A 26168-nucleotide genomic window follows, 5' to 3' on the forward strand; every position below is an offset into this window, starting at 1 on the left:
GCCGGCGGACCGATGCCGGACGCCCCCCGCGGGGCGGCGTCGATGCGCCGTCGATCAGGATGGCGGGCGAAGGATGGAAGGAAAACGGATCGCGGCGGCCGGGCCGGGCCCCGTCGCGCAAGAGCCGCAAGCGCCGCGCCGTCCGGGCCCGAGCGCCGGGCCGTCCATGCGATCGCCGCCGCGCCCGAGCGGCGCGGCGGGCCGTGCGGCGCAAATCCGCCCCGCCGCCCCTTCCTTGTCCGAGGCGGCGGTGCGGCGGCCTCACTCGGCCTTGGCGGGCGCGGCTGGCAGGCCCTTGACGTAGCCGATCGGCGCCAGCGCGCGATCGGCCCACAGGGCCTTGACGACCTCCATCAGCTCGGCGCGGCGGGGGAACTTGTCGTCCAGCCGGAAGTCGCCCACATGCTGCGCGTTGGTCAGCGCGTAGGCATGGCCGCCGATGTTTTCATGGATGCGCAGGCCGGTCAGCTCGGCCCCGGCCGGCGCGGTCAGCAGCCGCACGGGCTTGTCCATGCCGTCCTGCCAGGCCCAGAGCGCGTTGTTGAGGTGCATGCGCGCGCTGTCCTCGCCGATGAACAGCGTCTTGTAGGCCGAGGACCAGTAGAGGTTGTCGGCATTGGCGATGCGGTCGACGTCGGCGGCGTTGCCCCAGGCGTCGGGCGCGTCCAGATCCTTGCCCATCAGACCCCGCGGCACGCTCATCGCCACGGGGACCAGCGCGCTGTCGATCGGCCGGCCGTCGGCGTCGGTCCGCCCGTCGGCCAGCGTCAGCGCATAGACCGCGCCGGCCTTGACCCTGGGCAGGCGGATGTGGTCGCCCGCGGCGCCCGTTCCCTTGCCCTCTTCCATGCCCTTCGAGATGTCGGTGATGGCGAGGAACACGCGCTTGCCCTCGGGGTCGTAGGCCAGCCCCTCGGCCTTGTTGAACTCGGTCGTGGCGCCCTTGAGGGCGGCGTAGCGCATGGTCTCGAGGAAGGCGGCGGCCTTCTCGTTCTTCGCCTTCAGATATTCGGGCTTCTTCGAGCTGCCGGCAAAGACCTCGACGAAGCCCTCGCGCGGTTCGTCCGAGACCTCGAAGATGTCCGAGAAGCTGACGCCCCCCTCGACCATGGCGCGGATCTCGTCGTCGCTCGCATGGCCCAGACGCACCCATTTCAGATCGAAGCTGCCGCCGTTCTCGGCGCTCTTCTGCTCGAGGCGCGCCGCATAGAGCGTGCCCGAGGACAGATCGCCCGGGCGGTCTGCGACGAACATCGTCAGATGGCGGTTCTCGCCGTCATGCGCGGTGATGACGGTGCGCTGATCGGCCAGGACCTGGCCGAGCTCGAAGGTGCCGCGGCCCATGGCGAAATGCTTGGTCACCTCGGCGCCGCCGTCGGCCTTGACGCGGATCTCGGGCGCCACGCCGCGCCAGTAGGGCGAGGCCAGCTTGCGCCCGCCATGGTAAAGATGGGTGAGCCCGCCCAGATCGTCGCTGCGCCCGCTCGGGTCGGCCTTGCGGTCGGCCTCGATGCGGCGGGCGTCGACGCCGTAATTCTCCTCGGACGACAGGAACGTGCCCCAGGGCGTGGTGTTGGCGTTGCACGCCCAGACCAGCCCGCCCACGCCGGAAAAGTCGACCGGGCGCTGGGCGACGGGGGTCAGGCGGCCGGTCTCGGGGTCCTGGCGCATCTCGGTCAGCACCATGGCGGCGGGCAGGTTCGCGCCCCAGTTGCCCTTGGACCCGTCGGCATGCTTGAAGGCCCAGCCCTTGTGCCGCCGCGCGGTCGAGCCGTCGGCCAGCAGCCAGTCATATTCGAACTGGTTCGCCAGATACAGCTTGCCGCCGACATTGAGCAGCGCCGAGCCGTCGGGCTGTTCCGAAACCAGCGGCTGCGAGGGGTCCGTCGGGTCCGGGATCGGGCGCATGGCGTCGTCGTAGAGCGTGCCGGCCGGGCTGGCATTGGCGCCGATGCGGCTGCGGTTGGTCATGACCATCTCGTAGGACAGCGGCGACTCGACGACCGAACCGTCGGAATAGGCGGCGCGTACGCGCGCGGTCGAGACCATCCGGGCCATCTCGCCCAGCGTCTCGGGATGCTTCGAGGCGATCCATTCGACTCTTTCGATCGACTGCGCCAGGGCGCCCGTGGCCAGAGCGGATGTTGCGAGAAGCAAGGCGGCGAATGTCTTCATGGAAGCCTCCGTGTCTGTTCGGCGCGATCTGAGTAGCAGGTTTTCGTGACCCCATGGCGACGATCCGCGTTCGTTTCGCCTTCGCCCGGCGCCTGCGCGGCTTTCGCGGGACTTGCGCCCGAAACATGCGCCCGAAACTTGCGCCCGAAAGGCCCCGCGCCCGGCAGACGCGATGCGGGTCTTGCGACGCGGGCGTTGAACGGCGCGCGCGCGGGGGGCTATGAGTTGCGCACATCTTGCATTCCAGCATGTCGGAGGTTCGCCATGACCGCGCCCGCAGACGCCCCCCAGCACGAACGCAAGCGCGGCTCGGGCGCGCGCATGGTCTACGAGATGCTGCGCGACGAGATCCTGACCCTCGCCCTGCCGCCGGGCCAGCCCATCGACGAGGTCCAGCTGGCCGAGCGCTTCGGCATGTCGCGCACCCCGATCCGCGAGGCGCTGCTGCGCCTGGCGGGCGAGGGGCTGGTGCAGACGCTGCCCAATCGCTCGGCCATCGTCGCGCCGCTCGACCTGCTCAACCTGTCGGCCTATTTCGACGCGGTGACGCTGATGTATCGCGTGACCACGCGCCTTGCCGCCCGCAACCGCAAGGACGAGGATCTGGCGCGCATCCGCGCCCTGCAGGCCGACTACGTGCGCGCGGTCGAGGCCGAGGACCCCCTGGGCATGATCGCCCTCAACCGCGATTTCCACGCCGCCATCGCCGAGGCCGGGCGCAACCCCTATTACGCCGCGCTGACGATGCGCCTGCTGGACGAGGGGCGGCGCATCCTGCGCATCTATTACCAGTCCTTCAACGACCGTCTGCCGCGCGAATACGCCGACGAGCACGAGGCCATCATCGACGCCATCGCCGCGCAGGACGTCGCGCTGTGCGACCGGCTGGCGCGCGCGCATGCGGATCAGATCGTGCGCCAGATCCAGAGCTTCTTCAGCCGCGACCGGCGCGATGACGTGTCGCTGGATCCTGCGTGAGATTCTTGTCGACAAAAATAATGCAATGATTAGGATGCCGCGCAGAGCCGCCGCCCGCGCGCGCCGCGGCTTGCGCATCCGCATCGCAAGGAGCTTTCGATGGATACCGCAGTCTTCAAGGGCGTGATTCCCGCGCTGATGACCCCCTGCAAGCCCGACCGCACCCCAGATTTCGACGCCCTCGTGCGCAAGGCGATCGCGCTGATGGACGCGGGCATGTCCGGCGTCGTCTATTGCGGCTCGATGGGCGACTGGCCGCTCCTGACCGACGAGCAGCGCATGGAGGGGGTCGCGCGGCTGACTGCGGCGGGCGTTCCGGTGGTGGTGGGAACGGGCGCGGTCAACACCGCCTCGGCCGTCGCGCTGGCGGCGCATGCGGCCAGGGTCGGCGCGGCGGGGTTGATGGTCATCCCGCGCGTGCTCTCGCGCGGCGCCTCGCCCGCGGCGCAGCGCAACCATTTCAAGGCCGTGCTCTCGGCCGCGCCCGACCTGCCGGCGGTGATCTACAACAGCCCCTATTACGGCTTCCAGACCCGCGCCGATCTGTTCTTCGCCCTGCGCGCCGAGCACCCGAACCTGGTCGGCTTCAAGGAGTTCGGCGGCCCCGAGGCGATGACCTACGCGGCCGAGCACATCACCGGCGCGGATGACGGCGCGCTGCTTCTGGCCGGGGTCGACACCGGCGTCTATCACGGCTATGTGCGCTGCGGCGCGGCGGGAACGATCACGGGCATCGGCAACGCCCTGCCGCATGAGGTGCTGCGCCTGGTCGAGCTGTGCAAGGCCGCCGCCGCGGGCGACGCGCGCGCCCGCCGCCGCGCGCAGGAGCTGTCCGAGGCGCTGGCGGTGCTGTCCTCGTGGGACGAGGGCTGCGACCTCGTGCTTTACTACAAGCACCTGATGACCCTTCAGGGCGACGAGGAATACCGCCTCAACATCAACCCTGACGACGAGCTGACCCCCAGTCAGCGCGCCTGGGCCGAGCGCCAGTTCGCGCAGTTCAAGGCCTGGTATGCCGAGTGGAGCGCCGAGGACGCCGGCTGACCCGGCGCCCGCCCTGCGGCCCCGGACGCGGCGCCGCCGGGCCGGCGCGTCGCCGCCTCCACCGCCCCGCGGCCCGGCCCGAACGGCCTTCGCCGCAAGGCGCGCATCGGCCGTCGGGCGGGAGCGGATCGGAAAGGGCCGGGGCGGCGCTCGCCGTCCCGCCCCGGCCCCCATCTCCGGCCCCGATCCCCGTCCCGGCGGTCGCGGCGCGCCTCAGGCGACGGCGTCCAGCCCCAGCTCTTCGAAGCGGCCGAGGGCGGCGCGTTCGTCCGCGCTCAGCGCGACGCCCTCGGCCAGCGCCCGCGCGCGCGCCGCGTAGCGCCGTTCCGAGGGCAGGCGCGCGCCCTGGGCCTTGATGGCGGCGAACAGCGCCTCGGCCCGCGCGAACGGATCGCCCGGGCGGCCGGCGGCGAAGGCTTCGGGCGACAGGGCCAGGATCAGCTCGCCATGCGCGGGGGCGAGCGTCGTCGTGCCCAGCGCCTCGAGCGCCTCGGGGCTGGTCAGATCGCCGATCATCACCCCCGCCAGCAGCTCGATCATCGTCGCGATGGCCGAGCCCTTGTGCCCGCCGAAGGTCAGCATGGCGCCGGCCAGCGCGGCTTCGGGGTCGTCGGTGGGGTTGCCCTCGGCGTCGATGGCCCAGCCCTCGGGCAGCCTCTGGCCGGCGCGGCGGCGCAGCTCGATCTCGCCGCGCGCGGCCACCGAGGTGGCGAAGTCGAACACATAGGGGTCCGCGCCCGGGCGCGGCCAGCCGAAGGCCAGCGGGTTGGTGCCCAGCAGCGGCTTGGCGCCGCCCGCCGGGGCGACGGCCGCATAGCTGGGGCACATGGCCAGCGCCGCCAGGCCGTGGGCGGTCAGGGCCTCGATCTCGGGCCAGAGAGCGGCGAAATGGGTGCAGTCGTTGATCGCCATCGCCGCCAGCCCGTGTTCGCGCGCCCGCTCGACCAGCGTGGGCAGGCCCAGCTCGAAGGCCGGGTTCGAGAAGCCCCCGCGCGCGTTCACGCGCACGATCGCGCCCGCGGCGCCGGGTTCGAGCGTCGGTTCCGCGTCGCCGCGCACCTTGCCCGCCTTGAGCGTGCGCAGCACGCCCTCGATGCGGTAGATGCCGTGCGACTTGCAGCCGTCGCGCTCGCCCGCCGCGATCACGCGCGCAAGGGCGCCGGCCTGGATCTCGTTCATGCCCGCGCGGCGGAAGATGCGCGTCACGGCGCGCTCAAGCTCGTCCACCGTCATCGTGCTGGTCATGCGGCCCCTCCTTTCATCGGGTCGGCTGGTTGGGTTGACGTCTTGCATACACTACGCATACAAGGCGGGCGCAAGGATAATCGCCGCGCCAGCCGCGCTTCAAGGAAGGACAGGCTGATGAGCTACACCCCCCATGGCAAGCACCTGATCGCCGGAGAATGGGTCGGCGCCCGCGAAAGCTTCGCCTCGGCGCCCGCGCACGGTCCAGGCCGCGCCTTCGCCGTCGGCGAGGCGGCCCATGCCGACCAGGCCATGCGCGCCGCCGAAGAGGCCTTCTGGACCTATGGCTGGAGCGCGCGCGCCGAGCGCGCCGCCTTTCTGCGCGCCATCGCCGACCAGATCGAGGCGCGCGGCGCCGACATCACCGCGATCGGGACGCAGGAAACCGGCCTGCCCGCGGCGCGGCTCGAGGGCGAGCGCGCGCGCACCACGGGGCAGCTGCGCCTGTTCGCCGACCATATCGAGAAGGGCGACTACCTCGACCGCCGCCACGATCCCGCCTTGCCCGACCGCCAGCCGGCGCCGCGCCCCGATCTGCGCCTGATGCAGCGGCCCATCGGGCCGGTCGCGGTGTTCGGCGCCTCGAACTTCCCGCTGGCCTTCTCGACCGCCGGCGGCGACACGGCGGCGGCGCTGGCGGCCGGCTGTCCGGTGGTGGTCAAGGGCCATCCCGCCCATCCCGGCACGGCCGAGATCGTCGCCGACGCCATCCTCGCCGCCATCCGCGAGCGCGGCGTGCATCCGGGCGTGTTCAGCCTGATCCAGAGCCCCGACCACAAGCTGGGCGTCGCGCTGGCGCAGCATCCGCTGGTCAAGGCGGTGGCGTTCACGGGCTCGCTGGCCGCGGGGCGGGCGCTTTACGATCTGTGCGCCGCGCGGCCCGAGCCGATCCCCTTCTATGGCGAGCTGGGCTCGGTCAACCCGATGTTCCTGCTGCCGGCGGCCATGGCCGCGCGCGGGGCGCAGATCGCGCAGGGCTGGGCGGGCAGCCTGACGCTGGGCGCGGGGCAGTTCTGCACCAATCCGGGGCTGGCGATCGTGATGGCCGATCAGGCCGACGCGCTGGCCGAGGCCGCGCTGGCCGCCCTGCGCGAGGCCGAGCCGCAGACCATGTTGACCGAGGGCATCGCCCAGGCCTTCGAGCGCGGGCGCGCGCGCGTGGCCGCCGCGCGCGGGGTGCGCGCCCTTCTGGCCCAGCGCTGCGGCCCGCGCGAGGCGCGCCCGCAGCTGTTCATGGTCGCCGGCCGCGACTGGCTGGACGACGCCGTTCTGCACGAAGAGGTGTTCGGCCCGCTGGGCGTGATCGTCGCCGCGCGCGACGCGGACGAGATGCTGCGCATCGCCCATGCGCTCGAGGGCCAGCTGACCGCCACGCTGCACATGGACGAGGCGGACGCGCCCCTTGCGCGGCGTCTGGCGCCCGTGCTCGAGCGCAAGGCGGGTCGGCTTCTGGCCAACGGCTATCCGACGGGGGTCGAGGTGTGCGACGCAATGGTCCATGGCGGCCCCTGGCCGGCCAGCACCAATTTCGGCGCGACCTCGGTCGGCACGCTGTCGATCCGGCGCTTCCTGCGCCCGGTCTGCTGGCAGAACATGCCCGAGCAGCTTCTGCCCGAGGATCTGCGCGGGTGAGCGCGCGCCGGGCCCGCAATCTGTATACTGTTTGTATTTTTAGATTGCTTGGCGGCCCGGCGGGTGGGATAGTCGAAGGCGCTGAATCGCGCGGACGCGAACGCCGCCAAACAGGGAGAGAGACATGAAACGCACCTTCGTCATGGCCGGGGCGCTGGCCCTTGCGGCGCTGACCATGCCGGCCAAGGCCGACAAGCTGGACGACATCATCGCCTCGGGCACGCTGCGCTGCGCGGTGGTGCTGGACTTCCCGCCCATGGGCTTTCGCGACGAGAACAACCAGCCCGTGGGCTTCGACGTGGACTATTGCCGCGACCTGGCCAAGGCGCTGGGCGTCGAGGCCGAGATCGTCGAGACCACCTTCCCCGAGCGCATCCCCGCGCTGATGTCGGGCCGGGTGGACGTGGCCGTGGCCTCGACCTCGGACACGCTCGAGCGCGCCAAGACCGTGGGCTTCACCATTCCCTACTACGCCTTCGAGAACGCCGTGGTCGCCAACGAGAAGTCCGGCATCGAAAGCTGGGAGGACATGAAGGGCAAGACCATCGGCGCGACCGCCGGCACCTATGAGGCGATCTGGATCGAGGGCCGCCTGAAGGAGTGGGGCGCGGGCGAGTTCCGTCCCTATCAGAACCAGGCCGACGTCTTCCTGGCGCTGAGCCAGGGCCAGATCGACGCCACCGTCTCGACCGTCGAGGTGGCCGAGGCCAACGTCAAGTCCGGCAAGTTCCCCGGCATCAGGATCGTGGACAAGGCGCCCATGGTGCCCGACTATGTCGGCCTGATCACGCTGCGCGAGGAATACGGCCTGATCAACTACATGAACCTGTTCATCAACCAGCAGGTGCGCACCGGCCGCTACCAGGAGCTTTACCGCAAGTGGGTGGGCGACGGCGAGCCGGCCGATCTGACCGTCAAGGGCGTCTATCGCTGAGGCCGGGCGCGGGGCGCGGCGCAAGCCCGCCCCGCGACGGCGCCGGCGACGGCCGGGCGGCGCGCGCCTTTTGGGGGCCGGCCCCGGCGGCCCGACGTTCGGGCGGCGGGCCGGCCCGGCCTCCGGTTCCGGGCGGCGGCGCGGCCGGGGCGGCTCCTTGGCGGGCCGCCTTCGCAGGCCCGGGGCGCAAGGCGCCGGCGGGAGTCCGCGGACGGACGCGGGGGGTCGCGCCAAGCGCGCCGCCGCGGGGCAGGAGGGGAACATGTTCAACTACACATTCCGCTGGAACCAGGCGCTGAAATCGCTGCCCCAGATGCTCGAGGGCGCGCTGGTGACGATGGAGATCGCCATCCTCTCGATGGTCATCGGCATCGCCATCGCCATCGTGCTGACGCTGTTCCGGCTGTCGCCGCTGCGGCCCCTGCGTGCCGTGGCGGCGGTCTGGGTCGAGATCGCGCGCAACACGCCCGCGCTGTTCCAGATCTACATGGTGCATTTCGGGCTGGGCAGCTTCGGCATCCACCTGACGCCCTATCTGTCGCTGCTGATCGGCATCGCCTACAACAACGCGGGCTACCTGACCGAGAACTTCCGCGGCGCCCTGACCGCGATCCCCGAGACGCAGACCCGCGCGGCGCGCTCGCTGGGGATGACCTCGCTGCAGGCGTTCCGCCACGTCGTCATGCCGCAGATGCTGCGCATCGCCTTCCTGCCCATGACGAACCAGATGGTGTGGGCGATCCTGATGACCTCGCTGGGCGCAGTGGTGGCCATGAACTCGGACCTTTACGGCGTGGCCAACGACCTGAACGCGCGCACCTTCCGCACCTTCGAGATCTTCGCGATCGCGGCCGTGATCTTCTACCTGATCACCAAGACGATCACCATCTCGGCCCGGCTGCTGGCCGCGCGCCTGTTCCGCTACTGACGGGGGCCGGGATGTTCGACACCGCACTGACCGTCAACGACCTGCTGTTCCTGGCCCGCGGCGCGGGCATGACGCTGCTGGTCACCGCCATCGCCGTGGGGTTGGGCACCTTGATGGGGATCGTCTTCGGCGTCGTCCGATACCAGGTCGGCCCGTGGTGGGGCGCGCCGCTGACCTTCTTTCTGGACATCTTCCGCTCGATTCCGCTGCTGATCCAGCTGGTGCTGGCCAACGCCTTCGTCACCACCGTGCTCGGCTTTCGCGTCTCGGGCTTCACGGTGGCCTGCGGGGTGCTGTCGCTCTACACCGCCGCCTATTGCGCCGAGATCGTGCGCGGGGGCATCGAGGCCGTGCCGCAGACCGTGCGCCGGGCCGCGCGCTCGCTGGGCATGAGCTGGGGGCAGGACATGACCCATATCGTCCTGCCGCTGGCCACGCGCGTGGCGCTGCCCTCGTGGATCGGCCTGGCGCTGGGCGTGATGAAGGACACCTCGCTGGTCTTCGTCGTCCAGGTGGTCGAGCTGCTCAAGTCCACGCAGATCCTGATCACCCGCTTGCAGGAGCCGCTGTTCCTGCTGCTGATCTGCGGTCTGTTCTACTTCCTCATCTCCTTCCCGATCGCCCGGTTCGGCGGGTACCTGGAAAAGAAATGGCTGGCCAATGATTGAGATCGAGAACGTCCGCAAATCCTTCGGCTCGCTCGAGGTGCTCAAGGGCGTCTCGCTGACCGTGCCCAAGGGCGAGGTGCTGACCGTCATCGGCGGTTCGGGGTCGGGCAAGTCCACGCTGCTGACCTGCATCAACGGGCTCGAGCCCATCGACTCGGGCCGCATCCTGGTCGATGGGGTCGAGGTGCACGCCAAGGGCACGGACCTGAACCGGCTGCGGCGCAAGATCGGCATCGTCTTCCAGCAGTGGAACGCCTTCCCGCATCTGACGGTGCTCGAGAACGTGATGCTCGCCCAGCGCAAGGTGCTGGGCCGCTCGCGCGCCGAGGCCGAGGCCGAGGCCGTGCGCCAGCTCAAGCATGTGGGGCTGGGCGACAAGCTGTCGGTCTATCCCTCGCGCCTGTCGGGCGGCCAGCAGCAGCGCATGGCCATCGCCCGCGCGCTGGCCATGTCGCCCGACTACATGCTGTTCGACGAGGTGACCTCGGCGCTCGATCCGCAGCTGGTGGGCGAGGTGCTGGACACGCTGCGCATGCTGGCGGCCGAGGGCATGACGATGATCTGCGTCACGCACGAGATGAAGTTCGCGCGCGAGGTCTCGGACCGCGTGGCCTTCTTCCACCAGGGCGTGATCGCCGAGATCGCCCCGCCCGAAGAGCTGTTCGGCGCGCCCCGAACGCCCGAGCTGCAGAAGTTCCTGGCGGCGACGGTCTGAGCGGGCCATGTCCGATCGTCCCGACGTGATCGTGGCGGGCGCAGGCGTCGTCGGCCTGTCGGCGGCGCTGGCCATGCAGGCGCGCGGGCTGCGCGTGGCGGTGCTGGACCGCGAGGGGCCGGCCGCCGGCGCCTCGGCGGGCAATGCGGGGGCCTTCGCCTTCACCGACATTTTGCCGCTGGCCTCGCCCGGCATCCTGCGCAAGGCGCCGCGCTGGCTGCTCGACCCGCTCGGGCCGCTCAGCATTCCGCCGGCCTACGCGCTGCGCATCGCGCCCTGGCTGCTGCGCTTCTGGCGCGCCTGCGCGCCGGCGCGCGTGGCGGCCTCGACCGCGGCGCAGACGGCGCTGATGGACCTGTCGCGCGCCGAGCTCGAACCCTTTCTGGCCGCCACGGGCACGGCCGGGATGCTGCGCCGCGAGGGCAATCTTCAGGTCTACGAATCCGAGGCCGAGTTCCGCGCCAGCCTGCCCGGCTGGCAGGCGCGGGCCGAGCACGGGATCGAGTTCCGCCACATGGACCGCGACGAGATGGCCGCCCTTCAGCCGGGCCTGTCGCCGCGGCTCGTGAAGGGCACCTTCACGCCGGGCTGGCGCTCGATCGAGGACCCGCTGCGCTACACCCTGGCGCTGGCCGAGCGCTTCGTCGCCCAGGGCGGCGAGCTGGCGCGGGCCGAGGTCGCGGCGCTGGTCCCGCGCGAGGACGGGGTCGAGCTGCGCCTGCGGGGCGGCGGCGCGCGGCGCGCGGGCATGGCGGTGGTGGCGGCGGGGGCGCATTCGCACCTGATCGCCCGCACCCTGGGCGAGCGCATCCCCCTCGAGACCGAGCGCGGCTACAACACCACCCTGCCGCCGGGCGCGTTCGATCTGCGCACCCAGATCACCTTCGGCGGCCATGGCTTCGTGGTCACGCGCCTGTCCTGCGGCATCCGCGTGGGCGGCGCGGTCGAGCTGGGCGGGCTGCGCCTGCCGCCCAACTGGCGCAGGGCCGACGCCATGCTGCGCAAGGCCGCCGAGTTGCTGCCCGGCCTTGCGACCGAGGGCGGGACGCGCTGGATGGGCATGCGCCCCTCGCTGCCCGACAGCCTGCCGGCCATCGGCCGCGCGCGCGCCACGCCGCGCGTCATCTACGCCTTCGGCCACGGGCATCTGGGGCTGACGCAGTCGGCGGGCACGGCGCGCATCGTCGCCGACCTGGCGACCGGCGCGCGGCCGCCCATCGACATCGCCCCCTATTCCCCGCAACGTTTCTGAGGACGTCCATGGCCTCTCACGCCTTCTTCTGCATCGACGGCCATACATGCGGCAATCCCGTGCGGCTGGTCGCCGGCGGCGGCCCGCGGCTCGAGGGCGCGGACATGCTGGCGCGACGCGCCCATTTCCTGCGCGACTACGACTGGATCCGCACGGGGCTGATGTTCGAGCCGCGCGGGCACGACATGATGTCGGGCGCGATCCTCTACCCGCCCACGCGCCCCGATTGCGACGTGGCGGTGCTGTTCATCGAGACCTCGGGCTGCCTGCCCATGTGCGGGCACGGCACGATCGGCACGGTGACGCTGGGCGTCGAGCACGGCCTGATCGCCCCGCGCAGGCCGGGGCGGCTGTCGCTCGACACGCCGGCGGGCAAGGTCGAGGTCGAATACCGCCAGGAGGGCCGCTTCGTCGAAGAGGTGCGCCTGACCAACGTGCCCGCCTTTCTCTACGCCGAGGGGCTGAGCGCCCATGTCGAGGGTCTGGGCGAGATCGTCGTGGACGTGGCCTATGGCGGCAACTTCTACGCCATCGTCGAGCCGCAGAGGAACTACCGCGACATGGCCGACTTCACCGCCGGCCAGCTGGTCGAGCTGTCGCCGAGGCTGCGCGCGGCGCTGAACGAGAAATACGAGTTCGTCCACCCCGAGGATCCGCGCATCTGCGGGCTGACCCACATCCTGTGGACCGGCGCCCCGACGCGCCCCGACGCCGACGCGCGCAACGCGGTGTTCTACGGCGACAAGGCCATCGACCGCAGCCCCTGCGGCACCGGCACCTCGGCGCGCATGGCGCAGCTGGCCGCGCGCGGGCGCCTGCGTCCGGGCGACGAGTTCCGCCACGAAAGCATCATCGGCTCGGTCTTTCACGGCCGCGTCGAGGCGCCGGCCGAGGCGGGGGGCCGCCCGGCCATCATCCCCTCGATCGCGGGCTGGGCGCGGATGACCGGGCTCAACACCATCTTCATCGACGATCGCGACCCCTTCGCGCATGGCTTCGTGGTCCGATGAGGGGGCGGGTCGTTCTTCCCGGCCGGGCCGAGGGCGAGGTGCTGGCCTGCGACGAGCCGCTCAGCTTCTGGGGCGGGGTCGATCCGGCCGCGGGCCGGGTGATCGACGTGCGCCATCCGCTGGCGGGGCGCGAGCTGGCGGGGCGGGTGCTGGCGCTGCCGGGCACGCGCGGCTCGTGCACCGGCTCGGGCGTGCTGCTGGACATGGCGCTGGGCGGACGGGCGCCGGCGGCGCTGGTCTTTCGCGACGAAGAGGACGTGGCGACGCTGGGCGCGCTGGTCGCGGCCCAGCTGTTCGACCGCCCGCTGCCGGTGCTGCGCCTTGACGCCGAGGCCTTCGCCCGCCTGTCGCGCGCCCGTCGCGCCGCCATCGGCCCCGACGCGATCGAGACCGATCTGGGCGCCGTGCCGCTGGACCCGCCCGCCGCCGACCTGCTCGAGCTGAGCGCCGAGGACCGCGCCATGCTCGACGGCGCGCACGGACCGGCGGCGGCGCTGGCCATGCGCATTCTGCGCGCCATGGCCGCCAATCAGGGCGCCGAGCGGCTGATCGACGTGGCTCAGGCCCATATCGACGGGTGCATCTACGCCAGCCCCGCCAATCTGACCTTCGCCGAGCGCATGCTCGAGCTGGGCGCGCGCGTGCGCATTCCCACGACCATGAACGCCATCTCGGTCGATCACGCCAACTGGCGCACGCAGGGCGTGGCGCCCGATTTCGGCGGCCCGGCCCAGCGGCTGGCCGACGCCTATGTGCGCATGGGCTGCCGGCCCAGCTTCACCTGCGCGCCCTATCTGCTGGAGGACGCGCCGCGGCCCGGCCAGGCCGTCGGCTGGTCGGAATCGAACGCCGTCATCTACGCCAACTCGGTTCTGGGCGCGCGCACGGCCAAGCATCCCGATTTCCTCGATCTGTGCATCGCGCTGACCGGGCGCGCGCCCCTGTCGGGCCCGTATCTCGAGCGCAACCGCCTGGCGCGGCGGGTCATCGAGGTCGAGCTGCCGGACGGGATCGACGACGCCTTCTGGCCCTTGCTGGGCTGGCTGGCGGGCAGGCTCTCGCCCGACCGCATTCCGCTCTTGCGGGGGCTGGCGGCGGCCAGGCCGGGGCCCGAGGCGCTCAAGGCGCTGTGCGCGGCCTTCGGCGCGACCTCGGGCGCGCCCATGCTGCATGTCGAGGGCGTCACCCCCGAGGCGCATCTGCTCGATCCCGACGCCGACCGCGCGCGCATCGACCGCGCGGCGCTGCGCGAGGGCTGGCGGGCGCTGAACCGCGGCCCCGAGCAGATCGACCTGGTGGCCGTCGGCAGCCCGCACGCCTCGGCCGAGGAATGCCGCGCCCTGGCCGATCTGATGCAGGGGCGCAAGGCGCGCGCGGCGCTCATCGTCACGCTCGGGCGCGGGGTGTTGGAGACCATCCGCGCCGAGGGCGTGCTGGCGCGGCTCGAGGCGGCGGGGGCGCGGGTCATTCCCGATCTGTGCTGGTGCTCGATCGTCGAGCCGGTCTTTCCGCCCAAGGCGCGCGCCGTCATGACCAATTCGGGCAAATACGCCCATTACGGCCCCGGCCTGTCGGGGCGGGCGGTGCGCTTCGGCGCGCTGGCCGCCTGCGCCGAGGCCGCCGCCACGGGGCGCGCGCCCCGCGATCTTCCCTCCTGGCTGAGCTGAGGCGCCATGCGGTCGAACAGGATCATCCACGTCATCTCCGCCCATGCCGAGGGCGAGGTCGGCGACGTCATCGTCGGCGGGGTCGCCCCGCCGCCGGGCGAGACGCTGTGGGCGCAGTCGCGCTGGATCGCGCGCGACGAGGCGCTGCGCAACTTCGTGCTCAACGAGCCGCGCGGCGGGGTGTTCCGCCATGTGAACCTGCTGGTTCCGCCCAGGGACCCGCGCGCGGACGCCGCCTTCATCATCATGGAGCCCGAAGACACGCCGCCCATGTCCGGCTCGAACGCGATCTGCGTGGCGACGGTGCTGCTGGATTCGGGCATCCTGCCCATGACCGAGCCCGAAACGCGCCTGACGCTCGAGGCGCCGGGGGGGCTGGTGCATGTGCGCGCCCAGTGCCGCGCCGGCAAGGCCGAGCGCATCTTCGTGCGCAACGTGCCCAGCTTCTCCGCCCGGCTCGACGCCGCGCTCGAGGTCGAGGGGCTGGGCGCGCTGACGGTGGACACGGCCTATGGGGGCGACAGCTTCGTGATCGTCGACGCGCGCGCGCTGGGCTTCGCGCTGCGCGCGGACGAGGCGCGCGACATCGCCGCGCTGGGCATGCGCATCACCCGCGCCGCCAACGAGCAGCTGGGCTTCGCGCATCCGCTCAATCCCGATTGGGATCATGTCTCGTTCTGCCTTTTCGCCGGTCCGATCGAACGGCGCGGGCGCGAGCTACGCGCCGGTTCGGCGGTGGCGATCCGCCCGGGCAAGGTCGACCGCTCGCCCACCGGAACGGGGGTGTCGGCGCGCATGGCGACGCTGCATGCGCGCGGCCTGATGGGCCCCGAGGACCGCCTGACGGCGGTTTCGCTGATCGGCTCGACCTTCTCGGGCCGCATCGTCGAGACCGGCGCCGTCGGCCCGCTGCCCGCCATCATCCCGGAGATCTCGGGCCGGGCGTGGATCACGGGAACGCATCAGCACATGCTCGACCCCGACGACCCCTGGCCGCAGGGCTATCGGCTGAGCGACACCTGGGGCGCGGGCTGAGCGCGGCGGCCCGGTCCGGGGCCGCGCCGACGCATCGGCCAGCCATGGGGGCGCCGTCCGCGGGGGGCGGGGGGATGCGGCGCCGCCCGACGCGCCGCGCGGCCATGGGGGCGGGCCTCGCGGGTCGGGGGGGCGGGTTTGGCGGGCGGTCGCGCGGTCGGACGCGCGGGCGAGAAGGCGCGCTCAGCGCCGCGACAAGCGCCTGCGCCCAGCGCGTTCGTAGCGGCGGGCCAGGCGCTCGGGGTCGGCGCCGGCAAGGTAGAGCGCCAGCGTGCTCAGATTGATCCAGCCGCGCCGCAGCCAGCCGTCGCGCAGATAGCGCGCGGCGCTGGTGGTCGCCCCGGCGTCGAGCGGGCGCATGCGCAGCCGCCGCGCAAGGGCCACGTCCTCCATCAGCGCCACGGGCGGATGCCCGCCCGCCGCGCGATAGACCTGCGCGCGCACCAGGAGCCCCTGATCGCCATAGGGCAGGCCGAACAGCCGCGCGCGCAGATTGGCCCATCCGGCGGTCCAGCGCGCGGCGGCGCCGGGCGCGTCGAAGCGCAGGCGGAACCAGCCGGCCGCGTCGGGATGCGCGCGCATGTGGCGGCGCGCCGCCGCGCTCCAGCCGGGATCGAGCACCGTGTCGGCGTGCAGGAACAGCAGCCACGCGCCCCGCGCCGCCTGCGCCCCCGCGGCCAGCTGGCGCCCGCGCCCGCGGGGCGCCGCGACCAGCCGCGCGCCGATCTCCTCGGCCAGCCAGGCGATGTCGTCCTCCGAGCCGCCGTCGGCGATGATGAGCTCGGCGATCAGCCCCTCGCGCAGGCCCTCGGTCAGGGAGGCCAGCGTCGGACCCAGTCCTGCGGCGGCGTTGAGCGTCGGGATGACGACCGAGATGGGCGCGGGCATGGTTGCGCTCCTGCCTTGGATCGCGCCGCGCTTGCGGCGGCGGAAGCCTCGATAACAGGATGCGCCGCGCCGCGCGACGGCTATATTGCCCGCCATGCGGCGCGGCCCCGACGCGGCCGCCGCCGGAACGTCGGAAGAGAGGTCGCAAGATGAACGAAACGGTCGAGGAACGCGCCCCCGCGACGCCCGCCGGCCTGCGCGGCCGCGTCGCGCCCGAGCGCGCGGTGCTTCGGATCGATGGGGACGATCCGCGCGGCTTCCTGCAGGGCCTGGCGACCAACGACATGCGCAGGCTCGAAAGGGGGCCGGTCTATGCGGCGCTGCTGACCCCGCAGGGCAAGTATCTGTTCGACTTCATCGTCACCCCCGCCCCCGAGGGCGACGGCGTGCTGCTGGACCTGGCCGCCGACCGCGCGCCGGCGTTGGCGGCGCGGCTGGGCATGTATCGCCTGCGGCGCAAGCTGACCATCGCGCCGGCCGATCTGCAGGTCGTGCAGCTGTGGGGCGAGGGGTGGGAGCGCGCGCCTGGCGTCCTGCCCGATCCGCGCCATCCGGGGCTCGGCGGCCGCGTGCTGACCGCCGAGCCCGAGGCCGCGCTGGCCGGCGCGGCGCAAGCCGACGCGCAAGAGCGGCTGGCGCTGCGCGTGGCGCTGGGCGTGCCCGCGTCGGGCGTCGATCTGATCCCGGAAGAGACCTTCATCCTCGAGGCCGGCTTCGAGCGCTTGAACGGCGTCGATTTCCGCAAGGGCTGCTATGTGGGGCAGGAGATCGTGGCGCGCATGAAGCACAAGACGCAGCTGCGTAAGGGGCTGGCGCGCGTCGCGCTCGAGGGCGCGGCCGCCCCCGGCGCCGAGCTCACGACCGAGGACGGGCGCGCCGCCGGGCGTCTGGGATCGGTGGCGGGGAACGTTGCGCTGGCCCATCTGCGCTTCGACCGGGCCGAGGGTCCGCTGCGCGCGGGGGCGGCGCGGGCGCGGCTGCTCGAACGGCTGGTTCCGGGCGAATAAGCCCGCGCTTACGCCCCGTTCGCGGCGGCGCCCGCGGGGCGGCGCGGGGGTGCGCTCCTGCGCGGCCTGGCCCCGTTCTTGCGGGCTTTGGCGCATAAGCGCGGGCTTGCGGCGGCGGGCGCAAGCCGCGCGCCTATTCCCGGCGCGTCCGGCCCGCGCCATGTGTGGCGGGCCGGCGCGGATGGTCCGCGCCGAGGCGACCGGAACAAAGGAGGCGCCCCCATGCGCAAAATTGCGATCGCCGCTCAGACCATGACGCTGGCCGCGCCCGCTCTGGCCGAAGCCCCGAGCACGGACACGATGCTGGGCAAGACCGAGCAGGAGGTCCGCCAGACCCTGACCTCGATGGGCTTCGAGGTGCGCAAGATCGAGCGCGAGGACGGCATGATCGAGGCCTACTTCGTCGGCCAGGGCAAGATGGGCGAGGTCTACGTCAACCCGCAGACCGGCAAGCCGGCCAAGCTGAAGATGAAGTGAGGCGGGCCATGGCCATGTCCGACCTTTCCGCAAGCGGGCGCCACGGCGCCCGCGAGATCCGGGTCCGGAACCGCTGGTGCGCATCATCCACTGGTCGGTGGCGCTGGCGGCGCTGATCGACTCGTTCCTCGACGGCGAGGCGCTGCTGCACCACTGGCTGGGCTATGCGGCGGCGGGGCTGGTGGCGCTGCGCATGGTGTGGGGCGTCGTGGGGCCGCGGCCGGCGCGGTTCTCGTCCTTTCCGCCCAGCCTGTCGGCGGCGCGCGCGCATCTGGCCGAGCTGGCGGCGGGGACGCGGCGCGTCCATCTGTCTCATGACCCGCTCGGCGCGCTGATGGTCTGCAATCTCTGGGCGACGCTGGCCGCCCTGGCGGCGACCGGCTACATGATGGGAATGATGACGTTCTTCGGCGTCGAATGGGTCGAGGAGCTGCACGAAGCGGCCTGGAGCTGGCTCATGATCTCGGTGGCGCTGCATGTGGGGGGCGTGATGTTCGAAACCCGGCGCACGGGCGTGCCGCTGGTGCGGGCGATGATCGACGGGCGCAAGCGCATTCCCGAGGGGTTCGAGGCCGAATGATCGGCGCATGGCGACGCGCGGATCGGCGAGAGCGGCGGGCGGCGACGCTGGCCGCGATCATCGCCGCGCAGGCCCTGTGCGCCATGTTCTTCATCGGCGACGTGATCGTGGATTACGCCGAAACCGGCCATCTGGACGAGGTGCACATGGCCGTCGAGGCCTTCGCCGCCCTGGCGCTGAGCGGCGGCGTCGCCTTCCAGATGGTCGAGCTGCGCCGCCTTCTGGCCCGCATGGACAGCATGGAGACCGGCCTGCGCGCCGCGCGCGGCGAGATGGCGCAGCTGGTCGAGGGCTTTTCGACCGCTGGGGCCTGACCGTCGCCGAGCGCGAGATGGCGATGCTGCCGCTCAAGGGGTTCGACAACGAAAGCGTGGCCGAGATCCGCGGCACGGCCAAGGGCACGGTCCGCGCCCAGACGGCGGCCATCTACGCCAAGGCGGGGTTGGACGGGCGCGCGCAGCTCATCAGCCTGTTTCTCGAAGAGCTTCTGGCCGACCCCCAACCCCAGTCCCGACCAGCGCCCGGCGGCCGCTGAGTGGCGCGCGGGGTCAGCCGCCGGCGGCGCGCTCCTCGGCCAGCAGCGCGGCCAGCCCGGCGCGGTAGTCGGGATAGGCCAGCTCGACGCCCAGCTCCTCGCGGATGCGCCGGTTCGAGGTGCGCTTGCTTTCGGCGTAGAAGCTGCGCGCCATCGGGGTCATCTCGGCGGTCTCGAAATCCTCGGCCGGGGGCAGGGGCGCGCCCAGCAGCCGCGCCGCCTCGGCGATGACGTCCTCGGGCGGGGCGGGCAGGTCGTCGCACACATTGTAGGCGGCGCCGGGCGAGGGGCGGGCCATCGAGGCCTCGAGCGTGCGCGCCACATCCTCGACATGGATGCGCGAGAACACCTGCCCCGGCTTGACGATGCGCCGCGCCTTGCCCGCGCGCACCTTGGCGAAGGGGCCGCGGCCGGGGCCGTATATGCCCGCCAGGCGAAAGATGTGCAGCGGCAGGCCGCGCTCGCGCCAAAGGGCGCTCCATGCGTCCTCGGCCGCCACGCGCAGCGCGCCGCGGGCGGTCGAGGGGCGGCGCTCGGCGCCTTCGTCGATCCATGCCCCGCCGCGGTCGCCATAGACGCCGGTGGTGGACAGATAGCCGACCCAGGAGAAGTCCCCCGCGCGCGCGGCGATGGGCGCGCGCAGCCGCGCCAGCACGGGGTCGCCCTCTTCGGGATTCGGCGCGGCCGAGATCAACAGATGCGTCGCCTGCGACAGCGCCTCGAGCGCCGGGGCGGGGTCGTCGCCGGGCCAGAGCAGGGGCTCGACGCCGCTTGCGGCCAGGGCGCGGGCTTTGTCGGGGCTGCGCGTCGCGCCGATCACGCGCCAGCCGCGCGCCAGCAGGCGCGGCGCCAGATGGGCGGCGCAATAGCCATGGCCAAGGGTCAGCATCACGGGCATTTGCGCGGGTCTCCTCCAACGGCTACGGTCCGGCCCGGAACATAGAGCGGAGCGCAAGCGAATGCGACACATCACCCGAAGGCGCCGGGCGGCGGCGCCGGCCGCCGCGCTGGCGGCGGCGCTGGCCGCCGGGCTGGCCGGCGCGCCGGCGGCGTGGGCCGAGGGGCGGGCGCCCGCATCGGCGCAGGCCCCCGCGGGGCAGGGAGCCCCCGCGCGCGTGCGCGACTACGCGGCGTGCGTGGCGCTGCTCGACGCCGATCCGGCCGCCGCGCGCGAGGCCGCGGCCGAGTGGCGGCGCTTCGGCGGCGGCGCTCAGGCGGGCATCTGCGAGGCGCTGGCCCTGTCGGCGCTGGGCGCCCAGGCCACGGCCGCCCGGCTGCTCGATCAGCTGGCCGCCGAAGAGGCCGGCGCCGCGCCGCCCGAGCGGCTGCGCGCCATGCGGGCGCTGGCGGCCGATCTGTGGCTGGCCGCGCGGCGGCCCGAACAGGCGCTGGCCTCGCTTGCGGCGGCGCTGGACTTGGCGCCGGGCGATCCGGCCCTGCTGGCCGCGCGCGCGCAGGCTAGGGCGATGACGCAGGACTGGGCCGGCGCGCGCGCCGATCTGGACGCCGCCCTGCGCGCCGCGCCCGGCGCGCCGGCGCTGCTCGTCGCGCGCGCCCAGGCGCGGGCGGCGCTGGGCGACGCGGCCGGCGCGCTGGCCGACGCCGAGGCCGCGCTGGCCGCCGCGCCCGAGGACGCGCAGGCCTGGCTCGAGGCCGGTCGTGCGCTCGAGGCGCTGGGCCGGCGCGACGCGGCGCGCGAGCGATACCTGGGCGCCATCGCCCGCGACCGCCAGGGGCCGACCGGCGCCGCGGCGCGCCGCGCCTTGCAGCTGATGGAGGCCGGGGGCTGAAGGGGCGCCCGGGCGCTCAGCCTTGCCCGAGGCCGCATGCGGGGGCGCAGGCGGCGCGCCATTCGTCCAGCACCTGCGGGTCGCGTTCGTCCGGCGGGGGGCCGAGTTCGGCCAGCGCCCGCGCTCCCACAAGCCGGCCCAGCGCCCATACCGCCGCGCCGCGCACCAGGGGGTCGGCGTCGCCGAGCAGGGCGCGCGCGCTGTCCGCCAGGGCCCGATCGCCGGAATTGCCGATGGCGACGAGCACGTTGCGCACGAAGCGTCCGCGTCCGATGCGCTTGACCGGCGAGCCCGAGAACACCTCGCGGAAGGTGCCGTCGTCCAGCGCCGCCAGCTCGGCCAGGCGCGGGCGCGTCAGCTCGGGCCGGTGCAGATAGCCGATCTCGGCCGCGGCGCCGGCGAACTTGTTCCACGGGCAGACCGCCAGGCAGTCGTCGCAGCCATAGATGCGGTTGCCCAGAAGCGGGCGCATGGGGCGCGGGATGGGGCCCTTCAGCTCGATGGTCAGATAAGAGATGCAGCGCCGCGCATCGAGCTGGAACGGCGCCGGAAAGGCCGCGGTCGGGCACACGTCGAGGCATCGCCGGCACGAGCCGCAGCTTTGGGGCGCGGGCGCGTCGGCGGGCAGCTCGAGCGTGGTGAAGATCGCGCCGAGGAAGAACCAGCTGCCCAGCTCGCGGCTGACAAGGTTGGTGTGCTTGCCCTGCCAGCCCAGCCCGGCGGCGGCGGCGAGCGGCTTTTCCATCACGGGGGCCGTGTCGACGAAAACCTTGATCTGGCCGCCCGCGCGCTCGATCAGCCAGCGGCCCAGGCGCTTGAGCCGCTTCTTGACCAGGTCGTGATAATCCTTGCCGCGCGCATAGCACGACACCACCCCAAGCTCGGGCCGCGTCAGCGGCGCCCAGGGCGCGGGGTCGGGCTGGTAGGGCTCGGCCAGCATGACGACCGAGCGCGCCTCGGGCCACAGCGCCGCCGCCGAGCCGCGCCACGCCGCGCGCTCGGCCATCCACGCCATCTCGCCATGGCGGCCCGCGGCCAGAAAGGCGCGCAGCCGCTCGGCCGCTTCGGGAACCGCGTCGGGGCGGCACACGCCCATGGCGGCGAAACCCTCGGCGCGGGCCTGCGCGCGCAGCGCCTCGGCCAGCGCGCGGGCGTCGGCGGCGGGCGCGGGCTGGGCCGCGGTCATGGCGCGGCGGCCCGCATGGGGGCGCGGCGGGTGCTCATGCTTCAGCTTGCGGGCGCGGGCGGTCAGAAATCAAGGTCGGCGTAATGGGGCGGCGGCGGAAAGCCCGACATCAGGTCCGACAGCAGCGGGCGGAAGGCGGGGCGCGACTTGACGCGGGCATACCACTCGCGCGCGGGCAGGCTGTGGTCCCAGTTCACGTCGCCGATGTAGTCAAGGCAGCTCAGATGCGCGGCGGCGGCGAAGTCGGCCACGGTCAGCTCGTCGCCGGCCAGCCATTTGCGCTTCTCGGCCAGCCAGCCGATGTATTCGAGGTGGATGGTCAGGTTGCGCAGCCCGGCGCGAATGCGCGCGCTGTCGGGATGCCCGCCGCCGCGCAGCTTCTTCATCACGCGCTCTTCGAGCAGGTTGGCGGTCACCTCGCGATGCATCTTGTCGTCGAACCAGGCGACCAGGCGGCGGGCCTCGGCGCGTTCGGCCGGGCTGCGGGGCAGCAGCGGGCGCTCGGGGCGCGTCTCTTCGAGGTATTCGAAGATGGCCGCGCTGTCGGCGACGACGGTTCCGTCGTCATCGACGAAGACGGGGGTCTGGCCGGCGGGGTTGAGGCGCAGGAAGTCCAGGTCCCGGGTCCAGGGGGTCTCCTCGGCCAGCACGGCCTCGATGCGCTTCTCGGCCAGAACCAGGCGGATCTTGCGGCAGAAGGGAGAGAGGGGCTGGTGGTGCAGACGTCGCATGGCGTGAGCGGACTCTCGTTGGGAGACGCCGGGCGAGGCCCGGTTCGCGCCGGACCCTGCCCGAGCGCGCGGCGCGATGCAACAGCCGGGGCGCAGGGGCGGCCCGCGAAGCTTCGGCGCAGACCCTTGGCGCGGCGGCCTTCGCCGGGATGAGCGGCGCGGCGCGGGGCGGGGCGGAGGACGACGCGGGGGCGGGGCGACGGCCCGGCGGTGCGGCCGCCGCCTTCGCGCCGGGCGGGCGGCGTCGTGGGCGTCGTGGGCGGCGCGATGCGGCCGTTGCGGGGCCTGTCGCGGGGGCGGCGCGGGGCGGGGGCGACGGCCCGGCGGCGGGATGCGACCATTGCTGCGCCTGTCGCGGAGGCGGCGTGGGGGCCTGCGCCGCCATGGCGGCGCGGAGGCGGCTGCGCGGCGGGCGTCAGCCATGCGCGCCGGCGCGCAGGATCGCGGCCGCGCGCCGAACGTCCCAGCCGCCGTCGCGCGATGTCAGCTTGGCGAGGGCGGCGCGCACCGCGCCGGCGGTTGCCGGGCGCGGGTCGGCCTCGGCCATGTCGCAGGCGATGCGCAGCGCGATGGTCGCCGCCTGCGTGCGCCGCGCCGCGCCAAGCGCCCGCCCACGAAGGCGCCGGGCCGCCTTCCCGTCGCCTTGCGCCGCCGCAAGGCGCGCGCGCATGCGCAGGACCTCGGCGCAGGTCCAGGTCTCTTCGGTGCGGGCCTCGGCCTTTTGCGCCTCGGCAAGCGCGATCTGCGCCGCGGGAAGGTCGCCCGCGCGAAGATGCGCCTCGGCCAGCACCGAGTTCAGCAGCGGAACGTAGTTGAACGGGTTCGCGGCGCGGAACTCGGCCACGCGCGACGCCAGATCGGCCATCTGCGCGGCGGCGGGGGCGTCGGGCTGCAGGCACAGCCCGCCGGCGAAGGGAAACAGCCGCGCGGCGGCGCGCATCACGCGAATGCCGTGCTTCTCGGACAGCGCGACGCCCTCGGCGGCGAGCTCGGCCATCTCGGCTCCTTGCCGCGCCAGCGCCCCCCACATGACCCTGAACGAGATCGCCTGCGCCAGCGAATGGGCGTGGTCGATGGCGCGCGCATGCGCGATCGCCCAGGCGCCCATCCGGCGCGCGCCGCGCAGATCGCCGCCGATCCACAGCGACATCGCCAGCAGGGCGGCGCAGATCTCGGCGTGATCGTATCCGTGCGCGTGCGCCAGCGGCAGATGCGCGTCGCGCTCATACTGCGCCAGCGCCCGCTCAAGCCTGCGCCGGGCCGTGGCCTGATCGCCCCGGTGCAGGGCCACCGCGCCGATCGCGCGCCCGCCGATCATGCGGAAGTCGTCGTCTGCGCATCGCTCGGCCGCCTTGCTAAGGGCCTTCGCGAAGCTGTCCGCGCGGCGATAGTCGGCGCGCACGAGCGCGTGGGAGTAAAGGCCGTTGAGCGCCAGAAGCTCGGCCTTCGCGTCGCCGACCGCGCGCGCAAGCGCGACCGCCTGCCGGCCCAGCTCGGCGCTGCGGTCCGACGCGATCCCGAAGCGCGAACGCTCGACCGCGGCCAGGCCCGCCACCGCGCGCAGCCGGTCGCGGTCGACCTCGGGCCCGGCGGGCAGCCGCGCCAGGGCGTCCATCGCCATGTCGAGATGGCGCCCCGCCTCGGGCAGGGCCGAGCGCACAAGGTATCCCAGCCCCGCTTCGAGCGCATGCCGCGCGGCGTTGGCCCAGTTGCGGCCGGCCAGCGCATGCCGGGCCAGAATGTCGGGCCGATGGGGCGCGCCGCCCTCGCGCGCAAGCGCGCGATAGACCGCCAGGTGCAGCCTTTCGCGCGCCGGTCCGGCGAGCCGCTCGAGGACCACGTCCCGGCACACCTGATGGCGGAACGCGATCGTCTCGCGGCCGTGGGCGAGGGTGCGTTCGATCAGCCCGGCCCGGTCGAGCGCGGCAAGCGCGGCGTCGACCGTGCCTGCGTCGGCGCGCAGGATTCGCCCCAGCAAGGCGGGATCGGCCGGCGCTCCCAGCGCCGCCAGCGCCTCGATCGCCTCGCGGCCCGCGCTCAGGGCGTCGAGCCGCATGGCGACCGATTCGTAGATCGTGTGCGGAACCTCGACCGCGTCCGCCAGCTCGGCAAGCCGGCGCCGGCGCAGCGCGTGGCCCAATGATTCGAGCATCAACGGATTGCCGTCCGAGCGGCGAAGGATGTGCTCTCGGACCGACTGGGGAATCGGCGCGCCGGACAGCGCGCGATCGAGCAGAAGATTGGCGGCGTCCTCGGGCAGGGGCGGCAGGGCAAGCGCCCGGTCGCGGCCCTGATCGAAGCCGGGCGGGGGGGCGTCGTCGCGTGTGACGACGATCATCAGGAACCGATTCCCCTCCGGCTTCGCTTGCCGGGCGGCGCGGCTCAGCAGCGCGCGGGTGGCGTCGTCGGCCCATTGCGCGTTCTCCAGAACCGCCGCCGTCGGCCGGCCGTCGCCCGCGACGATCCAGCGGGCGAGCAGATCGAGGATGGCGGCGCGCTCGTCCGCGCCCGGTCCGGCGTCGCCTTCGGGCGCGGCGGCAAGCCCCACGAAGCGCGCCGTGCGTTCGGCGCTCTCGGGGGCGGCGCCCAGAAGGGCGGCGAGCGCGGCGGGCGGCGGGTCGGGGCCGGTCAGCTCGGCCAGGGCCTCGGCCACCGGCCGCAGGGGCGAGTGCGTCGCCATCGCGCTGGCCCGAAGGCGGATGACGCGAGCCGAGGGGCCGGCCTCGCGCGTCAGGAAGTGCTGGACCAGGGCGGATTTTCCGATCCCCGGGCCGCCATGGATGGTCAGCGTCGCCGGATGCCCGCGCCGCGCGCGCCGCCACAGCTTGCGCAAGAGCGCCGTTTCCGCCGCGCGATCGAGCAGCGCGACCGGCCGATCCGCCGCCGGGGCGGACATGCCGACGACGCGAAACACCTCGGCCGGCTCGGAAAAGCCCCGCAGGCGGACCGATCGCGGCGCGCCGTATGCCACCGCCGCCGCGGTCAGCTCGCGCGTGGCGCGGTCGACGATGATGGCGTTGGGCCGCGCCAGGGCCTGAAGCCGGGCGGCCCGGTTCACCGCCGGTCCGACCAGGTGGACGCCGCCGGGGGCGTCGTCGCCCCGTTCTCCGACCAGGGCCTGACCCGAGGCGATGCCGATCCGGGTGGCGATGCGCACGGGCGCGCGCCCGGCGAAGGTCACGGGCGCGCGCGCCAGCGCGCCTTGCAGCTCGGACGCCGCCGCGACGCAGCGTTCGGCGAACCCCTCGACGACGCGAGGATAGCCGAACAGCAGCACCAGCCCGTCGCCTTGCGACATGGCCAGGTGGCCGTCATGGCGCGCCGCGATCCGTTGCGCGGTCTGGCAATAGCGCTGAAGGACGATCTGCATCCGGTCGATGCCCAGCTCTTCGCCCAGACGCGTCGCGCCCACCATGTCGCAGAACAATACGCTCAACCTGCGCAGCTGGACGGCGCCCGCAAGCGCGTCGTCCCGGGGCGGCGCGCCGCCTTCGGCGCGCGCGCCAAGCTCGGCCACGGCCCTGAGCAGGCGCTTGCGCTCTCCGAGGTTGAGGCCAAGCCCCTTGAGGTCCTCCTCGTCGAGCAGCGGCAGCACGGACATGTCCACATCCTCGGCCGCCAGCCGGTCGCGCAGCCGCTCGAGGCCGATGCGGGAAAGAAACTCGGACAGCCGTCCAGGCCCCTGGGTCAC

At 73.3% G+C, this 26168-nt stretch carries 24 protein-coding genes; 17 read left to right on the plus strand and 7 right to left on the minus strand.

The window, feature by feature from the left end:
* Positions 1–261 precede the first annotated feature (261 nt).
* Complete coding sequence (locus LY05_RS08415) at positions 262–2175, minus strand: alkaline phosphatase PhoX (protein ID WP_148922837.1); 1914 nt, start codon at positions 2173–2175, stop codon at positions 262–264.
* Between the two features lie 264 nt (positions 2176–2439).
* Between LY05_RS08415 and LY05_RS08420 the strand changes: the two genes are divergently transcribed.
* Together LY05_RS08420 and LY05_RS08425 are read left to right on the plus strand one after the other, a co-directional pair.
* Positions 2440–3153 (plus strand): GntR family transcriptional regulator, encoded by a 714-nt coding sequence (locus LY05_RS08420; RefSeq protein ID WP_072747260.1) that lies wholly within the window; start codon positions 2440–2442, stop codon positions 3151–3153.
* Between the two features lie 99 nt (positions 3154–3252).
* A complete protein-coding gene (locus tag LY05_RS08425) occupies positions 3253–4197 on the plus strand; it encodes a dihydrodipicolinate synthase family protein (protein ID WP_148922838.1) in 945 nt (314 codons plus the stop codon).
* 213 nt (positions 4198–4410) lie between these two features.
* Here the strand turns inward: LY05_RS08425 and LY05_RS08430 are convergent, their stop codons facing one another.
* A complete protein-coding gene (locus LY05_RS08430) occupies positions 4411–5442 on the minus strand; it encodes an Ldh family oxidoreductase (protein WP_072747262.1) in 1032 nt (343 codons plus the stop codon).
* Positions 5443–5559: 117 nt separating this feature from the next.
* Between LY05_RS08430 and LY05_RS08435 the strand changes: the two genes are divergently transcribed.
* From LY05_RS08435 to LY05_RS08475, 9 genes are all read left to right on the plus strand, one after another.
* Positions 5560–7074 (plus strand): aldehyde dehydrogenase (NADP(+)), encoded by a 1515-nt coding sequence (locus LY05_RS08435; protein ID WP_148922839.1) that lies wholly within the window; start codon positions 5560–5562, stop codon positions 7072–7074.
* 124 nt (positions 7075–7198) lie between these two features.
* Positions 7199–8008, plus strand: coding sequence for an ABC transporter substrate-binding protein (locus LY05_RS08440; protein ID WP_072747264.1), 810 nt, complete (start codon positions 7199–7201; stop codon positions 8006–8008).
* A gap of 262 nt (positions 8009–8270) precedes the next feature.
* Positions 8271–8936: an amino acid ABC transporter permease gene (locus tag LY05_RS08445; protein ID WP_148922840.1), complete on the plus strand. Its 666-nt coding sequence runs from the start codon at positions 8271–8273 to the stop codon at positions 8934–8936.
* A gap of 11 nt (positions 8937–8947) precedes the next feature.
* On the plus strand, positions 8948–9604 hold the full coding sequence (locus tag LY05_RS08450; RefSeq protein WP_148922841.1) for an amino acid ABC transporter permease: 657 nt from the start codon (positions 8948–8950) through the stop codon (positions 9602–9604).
* On the plus strand, positions 9597–10319 hold the full coding sequence (locus LY05_RS08455) for an amino acid ABC transporter ATP-binding protein (RefSeq protein ID WP_072747267.1): 723 nt from the start codon (positions 9597–9599) through the stop codon (positions 10317–10319). Before LY05_RS08450 ends, LY05_RS08455 begins: the two co-directional genes overlap by 8 nt.
* 7 nt (positions 10320–10326) lie before the next feature.
* Positions 10327–11571, plus strand: coding sequence for an NAD(P)/FAD-dependent oxidoreductase (locus LY05_RS08460; RefSeq protein ID WP_148922842.1), 1245 nt, complete (start codon positions 10327–10329; stop codon positions 11569–11571).
* An 8-nt stretch (positions 11572–11579) separates the two neighbouring features.
* Positions 11580–12581, plus strand: a complete 1002-nt coding sequence (locus LY05_RS08465; RefSeq protein WP_148922843.1) for a 4-hydroxyproline epimerase — start codon at positions 11580–11582, stop codon at positions 12579–12581.
* Positions 12578–14248, plus strand: a complete 1671-nt coding sequence (lhpI, locus tag LY05_RS08470; RefSeq protein ID WP_148922844.1) for a cis-3-hydroxy-L-proline dehydratase — start codon at positions 12578–12580, stop codon at positions 14246–14248. Before LY05_RS08465 ends, lhpI begins: the two co-directional genes overlap by 4 nt.
* Positions 14249–14254: 6 nt before the next feature.
* Positions 14255–15283: a trans-3-hydroxy-L-proline dehydratase gene (locus LY05_RS08475; RefSeq protein WP_148922845.1), complete on the plus strand. Its 1029-nt coding sequence runs from the start codon at positions 14255–14257 to the stop codon at positions 15281–15283.
* 183 nt (positions 15284–15466) lie between these two features.
* Here the strand turns inward: LY05_RS08475 and LY05_RS08480 are convergent, their stop codons facing one another.
* The gene (locus LY05_RS08480) at positions 15467–16171 is read right to left on the minus strand and encodes a TIGR04283 family arsenosugar biosynthesis glycosyltransferase (RefSeq protein ID WP_148922846.1); all 705 of its coding nucleotides are present in this window, start codon (positions 16169–16171) and stop codon (positions 15467–15469) included.
* A gap of 149 nt (positions 16172–16320) precedes the next feature.
* Here LY05_RS08480 and ygfZ point away from each other — a divergent pair, with 149 nt between their 5' ends.
* From ygfZ to LY05_RS15380, 5 genes are all read left to right on the plus strand, one after another.
* Positions 16321–17178 carry a CAF17-like 4Fe-4S cluster assembly/insertion protein YgfZ gene (gene ygfZ / locus LY05_RS08485; protein WP_148922847.1) on the plus strand — a complete coding sequence of 286 codons (858 nt, stop codon included), beginning with the start codon at positions 16321–16323 and terminating at the stop codon, positions 17176–17178.
* 222 nt (positions 17179–17400) lie between these two features.
* A complete protein-coding gene (locus tag LY05_RS08490; RefSeq protein ID WP_148922848.1) occupies positions 17401–17655 on the plus strand; it encodes a PepSY domain-containing protein in 255 nt (84 codons plus the stop codon).
* Between the two features lie 76 nt (positions 17656–17731).
* Complete coding sequence (locus LY05_RS08495) at positions 17732–18235, plus strand: cytochrome b/b6 domain-containing protein (RefSeq protein WP_249041906.1); 504 nt, start codon at positions 17732–17734, stop codon at positions 18233–18235.
* Positions 18232–18549, plus strand: a complete 318-nt coding sequence (locus tag LY05_RS15375; RefSeq protein ID WP_249041907.1) for a hypothetical protein — start codon at positions 18232–18234, stop codon at positions 18547–18549. Before LY05_RS08495 ends, LY05_RS15375 begins: the two co-directional genes overlap by 4 nt.
* A gap of 17 nt (positions 18550–18566) precedes the next feature.
* A complete protein-coding gene (locus LY05_RS15380) occupies positions 18567–18770 on the plus strand; it encodes a helix-turn-helix transcriptional regulator (protein WP_249041908.1) in 204 nt (67 codons plus the stop codon).
* A gap of 13 nt (positions 18771–18783) precedes the next feature.
* Here the strand turns inward: LY05_RS15380 and LY05_RS08505 are convergent, their stop codons facing one another.
* Positions 18784–19668, minus strand: coding sequence for an SDR family oxidoreductase (locus LY05_RS08505; protein ID WP_148922849.1), 885 nt, complete (start codon positions 19666–19668; stop codon positions 18784–18786).
* Between the two features lie 61 nt (positions 19669–19729).
* Between LY05_RS08505 and LY05_RS08510 the strand changes: the two genes are divergently transcribed.
* Entirely contained in the window at positions 19730–20560 is an 831-nt protein-coding gene (locus LY05_RS08510; protein ID WP_148922850.1) for a hypothetical protein, read from the plus strand.
* Between the two features lie 16 nt (positions 20561–20576).
* Here the strand turns inward: LY05_RS08510 and queG are convergent, their stop codons facing one another.
* The 3 genes from queG to LY05_RS08525 all read right to left on the minus strand — a co-directional run bounded on the left by queG (position 20577) and on the right by LY05_RS08525 (position 26168).
* Positions 20577–21746 (minus strand): tRNA epoxyqueuosine(34) reductase QueG, encoded by a 1170-nt coding sequence (queG, locus tag LY05_RS08515; RefSeq protein WP_148922851.1) that lies wholly within the window; start codon positions 21744–21746, stop codon positions 20577–20579.
* A gap of 62 nt (positions 21747–21808) precedes the next feature.
* On the minus strand, positions 21809–22477 hold the full coding sequence (gene fzlA / locus LY05_RS08520) for an FtsZ-binding protein FzlA (protein ID WP_072747278.1): 669 nt from the start codon (positions 22475–22477) through the stop codon (positions 21809–21811).
* A gap of 415 nt (positions 22478–22892) precedes the next feature.
* On the minus strand, positions 22893–26168 hold the full coding sequence (locus LY05_RS08525) for an ATP-binding protein (RefSeq protein WP_148922852.1): 3276 nt from the start codon (positions 26166–26168) through the stop codon (positions 22893–22895).

Origin of the sequence: Oceanicella actignis (assembly GCF_008124525.1) — a bacterium.
Lineage (GTDB): Bacteria > Pseudomonadota > Alphaproteobacteria > Rhodobacterales > Rhodobacteraceae > Oceanicella > Oceanicella actignis.